The organism is Mesobacillus sp. (assembly GCF_049588175.1).
Lineage (GTDB): Bacteria > Bacillota > Bacilli > Bacillales > Cytobacillaceae > Mesobacillus.
In genome coordinates this window covers 1-6,573 of record NZ_JBAVFI010000464.1, presented here as the reverse complement: position 1 = coordinate 6,573, position 6,573 = coordinate 1, and the positions used below count along the sequence as shown (strand labels likewise).

Sequence of the window (6,573 nt, the reverse complement as noted above, 5' to 3'; positions counted from 1 at the left end):
GCATATTGCTGATTCATCCGACGTGCTAAAGCGAAATCGCGGCCGCCGCGGATTGGACATCCTTAACCGCATCCAAAAGGAGCTTAGGATTAAGGTAGAGATTTATGAAGGCGATTTTGACGATATTCAGGAAGTGGACAGCAAGCTTGTGAAACTTGCGAAGCTGACAAACGGTGTTGTAGTAACGAACGATTTCAACTTGAACAAAGTATGTGAATTGCAAAAGGTTGCTGTGCTGAATATCAATGACCTTGCAAATGCGGTAAAACCTGTGGTCCTCCCTGGAGAAGAAATGAACATCCAGGTAATCAAGGATGGAAAAGAACACAATCAGGGTGTCGCATATCTTGACGACGGCACGATGATCGTTGTTGAGGAAGGCCGCGACTACATCGGTAAGCGAATTGATGTGCTTGTAACGAGTGTGCTGCAGACTTCTGCAGGCAGAATGATTTTTGCAAAGCCTAAATTATTGGAAAAAGCATTATAATTTGGTTCAGCCATTTATAGTTTCTGGTTTCTCCCAGTCATGACTATATGATGAATCAGTATTTATGGGCAGTTATGTCCCGCTTACCTTCTTGAAGGACTGAAGCTGGGGTCTTAGCTGCCCGTTCATCTGTAAAAAATAGATTGGAGTTTTCGTATGCCTTATCAGGTCATTATCCCGGCAGCGGGACAGGGCAAGAGAATGGGAGCAGGAAAAAACAAGCTTCTTTTAACACTTGAAGGAGTACCTGTCCTCATCCATACATTAAAGGTGTTTGATTCCGATTTGGAATGCTCGGGTATCATTCTCGCCATCCATCCGGATGATGAGGCTGAATTTAAGCTATTATTGAAAGAATACGGGATTCATAAAGTATCCTCACTCGTCTTCGGCGGGAAGGAACGGCAGGACAGTGTTTATAACGGACTGAAGGTGCTTGGATCATTTGAGGGTGTTGTCCTTGTGCATGATGCGGCGAGGCCTTTTATAAAAGCTGAAACGATCCATGCACTAGTGGAAGCAGCAAGCAAACAGGGCGGGGCAATCGTTGCGGTTCCGGTTAAAGATACGATCAAAAAAGCGGTGAACAGCCAGGTAATCGAAACGGTTGAGCGCTCAAGCTTGTGGGCAGTCCAGACCCCGCAGGCTTTTCGCGTTTCCATTTTGCTTGAAGCGCATAACAAGGCTGTGAGCGAACAATTTATTGGGACGGACGAATCCAGTCTTGTCGAAAGGCTTCCACATCAAGTCGCCATCATTGAAGGTGACTATGATAATATTAAGCTGACCACGCCTGAAGATTTATATTTTGCCGAAGCGATCTTGCGCAAACGGAAAGAGTCAGGGAAATAGTAGATTTTTTTACAAAACTACCGTATAAAATAAAGCCTATTACAAAAGGAGTTATTCATTATGTTTCGTATTGGACAAGGATTCGATGTACACCAGCTGACCGAAGGACGCCCGTTGATTATTGGCGGCATTACGATTCCTTATGAAAAAGGCCTGCTCGGCCACTCGGATGCGGATGTACTTTTACATACAGTTGCAGATGCATGCCTTGGAGCAATTGGAGAAGGGGATATCGGAAGGCATTTCCCGGATACTGACCCCGAGTTCAAGGATGCAGATTCCGCCAAATTACTTGAGCATGTATGGGGAATCGTGAAAGGAAAAGGGTATGAGCTTGTTAACATAGATTGCACGATCATCGCCCAAAAACCAAAGATGGCACCGCACATTGAGCCGATGCGCCAAAGGATTGCCGCTCTTTTAGGCGGAACCCCTGACCAGGTGAATGTAAAGGCGACTACGACAGAAAAGCTAGGTTTCGCAGGCAGGGAAGAAGGCATAGCCGCTCAGGCTGTTGTTTTACTGAAAAAAGTGTAAAACCAATCATCCGAGGCACTTCCGCTTTTACCATTGGAAATGATACAATAATGGACAGCAATATTAGAGGAGGATTCACTATGTCATCAGATATTCGAGTGCGTTATGCGCCGAGTCCGACTGGGCATTTACATATCGGGAACGCCCGTACAGCACTTTTTAATTATTTATACGCACGCAATAGAGGCGGAAAGTTCATCATCCGTATTGAAGATACAGACAAGAAACGCAATATCGAGGGTGGAGAGCAAAGCCAGCTTAAGTACCTTCAATGGCTTGGCATCGACTGGGATGAGAGTGTCGATGTAGGTGGAGAATACGGCCCATACCGCCAATCAGAACGTAACCATATTTATGAGAAATACAATCAGGAACTTTTGGAAAAAGGGCTCGCCTATAAGTGTTACTGCACAGAGGAAGAACTTGAGGCTGAACGCGAAGAGCAGGCTGCCCGCAATGAGACTCCTCATTACTCTGGAAAGTGCCGCCATTTGACAGCAGAACAGCAAGAGCAATTTGAGAAAGAGGGACGCCAGCCGAGCATTCGTTTCAAGGTGCCTGCAGGCAAAATCATCGCATTCGAAGATATGGTAAAAGGCCAGGTAAGTTTTGAATCTGATGGAATGGGTGACTTTGTCATCGTCAAGAAAGATGGTACACCTACGTATAACTACGCTGTTGTCCTTGATGACCATTTGATGAAGATTTCTCACGTTCTTCGCGGGGATGATCATATTTCAAACACGCCAAAGCAGCTTGTGATTTATGAAGCATTTGGCTGGGAACCGCCAGTATTCGGGCATATGACGCTAATCGTCAACGAAAGCCGCAAGAAGCTTAGCAAGCGTGACGAATCGATCATCCAGTTCATTGAGCAGTACGAAGAGCTTGGATACCTTCCTGAAGCATTATTCAATTTCATCACATTGCTTGGATGGTCTCCTTCAGGTGAAGAGGAAATCTTCTCAAAAGAAGAATTCATTGAGATTTTTGACCCAGAAAGACTTTCGAAATCACCTGCCTTGTTTGATCAGCAAAAGCTTGCGTGGATGAACAATCAGTATATGAAAAAAGCTGATTTGGACCGCGTAGTTGAACTTGCACTTCCGCACCTATTGAAAGCTGGTAAGGTCAATGAAAATCGTACTGAGGAAGAGAATGCATGGGTTCGCAGCCTGATTTCTCTGTATCACGATAAGATGAGTTTCGGAGCAGAAATCGTCGAGATGTCGGATTTATTTTTCCGCGATGAGGTAAACTATGATGAGGAAGCAAAAGAAGTCCTTGCTGGTGAGCAGGTTCCAGAGGTTTTGAGAGCTTTCCTTGCAGAAATCGAGCAGCTTGAGGAGTTCAAGGCTGACGCTATTAAAGCAGCAGTTAAGGCTGTCCAAAAGGCGACTGGCCAAAAGGGCCAAAAGCTATTCATGCCTGTCAGGGCGGCTGCAACAGGCCAGACTCATGGTCCAGACCTGATGCTTGCAATTGAACTGATCGGAAAAGAAAAAGTGATGGAAAGAGTCACAAAGCTGTTGGGCTAATTGGCTTTTTAGTGATAAAACTTAGGCTAATAACTTTTTTAAGTTCTTTTAGTTAACAGATCAACGAAAATATAATATAGTAAGAGTAATTCCATAAATCTTAAAGTGTTGAAGAGGAAAAGTAGAAGAATGACGCTTATTAGAGAGAACCATCACCGGCTGAAAGTGGTTCAGGCCTCTCATTGTTTGAAATGCGCCTCTGAGTCCCTTTACGAACAGACAGCAGTTGTCTTAGTAGTATTGGGCGGGACCTCCCGTTAACAGGCTAAAGTTGAGGCTGCATCAATTAATGTTGCGGACCTAAACAGAGTGGAACCGCGCATCCAAGCGTCTCTGTCGTTTAACGACAGGGGCGCTTTTTTATTTTATTTAAGGCTGTCCGGCAGCCAAGAAAATGCTTAATAAAGGGGGATTTCACCGTGTTTAAAATGATCAAGGAAGATATAGATGTGGTCTTTGACCAGGATCCTTCAGCCAGAAGCGCTCTGGAAGTGATCCTTACTTATTCCGGTTTGCATGCCATTTGGTCTCATCGATTGGCACATGCATTCTACAAACGGAAATTTTATTTTCTCGCGAGAGTCATTTCGCAAATCAGCCGCTTTTTCACGGGGATTGAGATCCACCCGGGAGCCAAGATTGGCAGGCGTTTCTTCATCGACCACGGGATGGGAATTGTCATCGGGGAGACATGTGAAATTGGCGATAATGTAACGGTATTCCAGGGGGTTACCCTTGGTGGAACGGGGAAGGAAAAAGGCAAACGACACCCGACAGTAAAAGACAATGCGCTGATCGCGACAGGTGCAAAGGTATTAGGTTCGATCACGATTGGAGAAAATTCTAAGGTGGGTGCAGGATCTGTCGTTCTCAAGGATGTACCGCCAAACTCAACCGTTGTCGGGATACCGGGTAAAATCGTCATCCAGGATGGCGTCAGAATCAAAAAGGACCTGAATCACCGGGATTTGCCGGATCCTGTGTCTGACAGATGCAAGGATATCGAGGAAGAGCTGTCTAGACTAAGAAAAGAACTGGAAGAAGCGAAGCAAGGAAGGGGCATGGGAAATGGGTATTAAAATCTATAACACATTAACTAGGAATAAAGACGAGTTTATACCTCTGGAAGAGGGAAAAGTTAAAATGTATGTTTGCGGACCTACTGTCTATAACTACATTCATATTGGAAATGCCCGTCCGGCTATTGTTTTCGATACGGTTCGGCGCTATCTGGAATTCCGTGGCTATGATGTCCGATTTGTATCAAATTTCACGGATGTGGATGATAAGCTGATCAAGGCTGCAAACGAATTGGGTGAAGACGTTCCGGCAATCGCACAACGTTTCATCAATGCCTATTTTGAAGATGTCCACGCTCTTGGCTGCAAAAAAGCAGATGTTCATCCAAGGGTCACCGAAACGATGGACCTGATCATTGATTTTATCAGTGCATTGATCGAGAAAGACTTTGCATATGTATCAGGCGGTGACGTCTATTACCGCACGAAGAAGTTCGATGAGTATGGGAAGCTTTCACACCAATCAATTGATGAATTGAAGGTGGGAGCAAGAATCCAGGTTGGAGAAAAGAAGCAGGATGCTCTTGATTTCGTGCTTTGGAAAACGGCGAAGGAAGGAGAAATCTCCTGGGATAGCCCGTGGGGCAAAGGCCGTCCAGGCTGGCACATCGAGTGCTCGGCTATGGCGCGGGAATATCTAGGGGATACAATCGATATCCATGCTGGCGGACAGGATTTAGCGTTCCCACACCACGAAAATGAGATTGCCCAGTCAGAGGCTTTAACTGGCAAAACATTTGCCCGCTATTGGATGCACAATGGCTATATCAATATCGACAATGAAAAAATGTCAAAATCACTTGGCAATTTTGTCACAGTGCATGACATCATTAAAAAGCATGATCCGCAGGTATTAAGATTCTTCATGCTTTCGGTGCATTACCGCAATCCGATTAACTACAGCGAAGAGCTGCTCGAAAATACAAAGGCTGCCTTTGAACGCTTGAAAACATCTTACCAGAACTTAAAGCATCGAATGGATGCAAGTGCTAATCTTACAGAGAATAATCAGGAATGGCTTGGTAAAATTGCATCGCTCCATGAGCAATTCATCAAGGATATGGATGACGATTTCAATACTGCCAATGGAATATCGAACCTATTTGAGCTTTCTAAGTTATCGAATCTGTATTTGATGGAGAAAAATACGGCTGTAGAAGTAATAAAAGCATTCATGAATGAATTTGAAACACTATTTGGTGTTCTCGGCTTGTCATTAAAGGACGAAGAATTGCTTGATGAAGAAATTGAAGCGCTGATCGAAAAGCGGACCCAGGCCCGAAAAGACAGGAACTTCAAGCTTGCGGATGAGATTCGCGATCAGCTGAAGGAAATGAACATCATCATTGAAGATACTCCGCAAGGCATCAGATGGAAAAGAGGCTAAATGATGCTGCATTATGAACAAAAAGTTGATGAAAAACAATTGAATAGTCTTGCGCTTGCTTATATGGGAGATGCCGTATTTGAACTTTATGTCCGGCATCACCTGCTGCAAAGCGGTAAGGTAAGGCCAAACCAGCTGCATAAAGAAGCGACAGCGTATGTATCGGCAAAATCACAGGCGAAATTTCTCCATAAACTGTTTGAGATGGAGGCATTGTCCGAATCAGAAGTAACGATTGTAAAAAGAGGCCGCAATGCGAAATCAGGATCTGTCCCCAGAAACACCGATGTCCAAACTTACCGTTACAGCACAGCATTTGAGGCACTGATCGGTTCTTTGTATCTTGCAGGCAATGAGGAACGGATAGAAGAACTGATTACTACGATATTTGCACTTGCTGAAGAATAGATGGGAGGAACATTCCACATGAGCCAGAAACAGAAACAGAGCCGGAACCCGAAACAGAATAAGAAACAGGATCAGTTCCAGACCCAAAAACAGGATCGGAACCGCAGCCCGAAAAAAACTCAGGAACAAAATCAGAAACAAAGCCAGGAACGGGACAAGAAGCCATATCAAAAACAGGACCAATACAAGGGGCAACGACAAGATAAGAGCCAAAGGCAGCAGCATGACCAGAACCAGAACCAGAACCAGAACCCATTCGAAACCCAGGACCCGAACCAGGAT

The 6,573-nt window shown here is 44.7% G+C and carries 7 protein-coding genes and 1 pseudogene; all 8 read left to right on the top strand.

The features are described 5' to 3' along the window. Positions 1–490: PIN/TRAM domain-containing protein (locus tag WB217_RS11360; RefSeq protein WP_423993339.1), on the top strand; the 490-nt coding region annotated here is incomplete at its 5' end. 156 nt (positions 491–646) lie between these two features. Next, on the top strand, positions 647–1,342 hold the full coding sequence (ispD, locus tag WB217_RS11355) for a 2-C-methyl-D-erythritol 4-phosphate cytidylyltransferase (RefSeq protein WP_423993338.1): 696 nt from the start codon (positions 647–649) through the stop codon (positions 1,340–1,342). Positions 1,343–1,402: 60 nt separating this feature from the next. Continuing rightward, positions 1,403–1,879, top strand: coding sequence for a 2-C-methyl-D-erythritol 2,4-cyclodiphosphate synthase (gene ispF / locus WB217_RS11350; protein ID WP_423993337.1), 477 nt, complete (start codon positions 1,403–1,405; stop codon positions 1,877–1,879). Positions 1,880–1,959: 80 nt separating this feature from the next. After that, entirely contained in the window at positions 1,960–3,417 is a 1,458-nt protein-coding gene (gene gltX / locus WB217_RS11345) for a glutamate--tRNA ligase (RefSeq protein ID WP_423993336.1), read from the top strand. A gap of 419 nt (positions 3,418–3,836) precedes the next feature. Then, positions 3,837–4,496, top strand: a complete 660-nt coding sequence (gene cysE, locus WB217_RS11340; protein ID WP_423993335.1) for a serine O-acetyltransferase — start codon at positions 3,837–3,839, stop codon at positions 4,494–4,496. Continuing rightward, positions 4,486–5,883, top strand: a complete 1,398-nt coding sequence (gene cysS, locus WB217_RS11335) for a cysteine--tRNA ligase (RefSeq protein ID WP_423993334.1) — start codon at positions 4,486–4,488, stop codon at positions 5,881–5,883. The genes cysE and cysS overlap by 11 nt, the downstream gene beginning before the upstream one ends. A gap of 3 nt (positions 5,884–5,886) precedes the next feature. Further along, the gene (locus WB217_RS11330) at positions 5,887–6,291 is read left to right on the top strand and encodes a Mini-ribonuclease 3 (RefSeq protein WP_423993333.1); all 405 of its coding nucleotides are present in this window, start codon (positions 5,887–5,889) and stop codon (positions 6,289–6,291) included. 18 nt (positions 6,292–6,309) lie between these two features. Further along, positions 6,310–6,573, top strand: a pseudogene (locus WB217_RS11325) (hypothetical protein); the annotation flags it as partial.

Bases quoted from the DNA above. Each gene is read 5' to 3' on its own strand.
- ispF (WP_423993337.1), top strand. From the start codon at position 1,403: ATGTTTCGTATTGGACAAGGATTCGATGTACACCAGCTGACCGAAGGA.
- WB217_RS11330 (WP_423993333.1), top strand. From the start codon at position 5,887: ATGCTGCATTATGAACAAAAAGTTGATGAAAAACAATTGAATAGTCTT.
- ispD (WP_423993338.1), top strand. From the start codon at position 647: ATGCCTTATCAGGTCATTATCCCGGCAGCGGGACAGGGCAAGAGAATG.
- cysS (WP_423993334.1), top strand. From the start codon at position 4,486: ATGGGTATTAAAATCTATAACACATTAACTAGGAATAAAGACGAGTTT.
- gltX (WP_423993336.1), top strand. From the start codon at position 1,960: ATGTCATCAGATATTCGAGTGCGTTATGCGCCGAGTCCGACTGGGCAT.